This is a genomic window from Mycobacterium sp. 1165178.9 (genome assembly GCF_001673555.1).
In the GTDB taxonomy this organism is placed as follows: domain Bacteria; phylum Actinomycetota; class Actinomycetes; order Mycobacteriales; family Mycobacteriaceae; genus Mycobacterium.
Genome location: NZ_LZMB01000264.1, coordinates 1 through 679, shown reverse-complemented (window position 1 = coordinate 679; position 679 = coordinate 1). Strand labels below are relative to the sequence as shown.

1 pseudogene is annotated in these 679 nt (G+C 73.6%); it reads right to left on the bottom strand.

The window, feature by feature from the left end:
* Positions 1-679, bottom strand: a pseudogene (locus A5652_RS28070) (hypothetical protein); the annotation flags it as partial.

The window sequence follows — 679 nt, the reverse complement described above, 5'->3', positions numbered from 1 at the left end:
GAGGCTCCGAACGGTCCGATGCCAACGTCACCAGCACCACCCCGCCTATCGCGGCGCCGACGGCGACCAGGGCGCTACCGGCGAGCAGCATGGACCGGGGCCGGCGCGGTGGCTTCTCCTCGTCGTCGGCGACGGCGCTGTAGGCCCGCGCGTCGGTGCCGACGTCGGCGTGGCCCCAGACGTCCAGGTAGGTCGGGCCGAGCGCGGGCGGACTCAGCTCTCCGGTGCTCGGGTCCAGCGCGTAGGCCAGGGCGGCCGTCGACGATGCGAACAGGGGGGCGTTCGCCGAGGCCAGCGCCGCCCCCCGGGCCAGTGCCATGTCCGGCTCTTCGGGCGCGGTGACGGGAAGTGGGGTGGCCGCCTCGAGCGTGGACTTCAGCCCCACGATGTCGGTTCCGCAGCCGATCAGGAATACCCCGTCGGCGCGGGACCCGCGAGCGTCCAAGCCGGCGACCATCGTCGCGAGTTCTGCGGCCACGCCGCCCGCGTGATCGCCGCCGGTCTGGCGCCGGTGCAGATCGACGATGGAGGCGACGGCGGCGTCGACGACGGCCAGCGTCGCGTTCGCCGGCTCGACGAACAGCATCGCGAGGCGTTCGTAACCCAGCGCGTAACCCACGGTCTGTGCCAGCGCGGCCGCCGCGAGCAACGGTGCGACCAGCATCACGCCGCCCAGTTC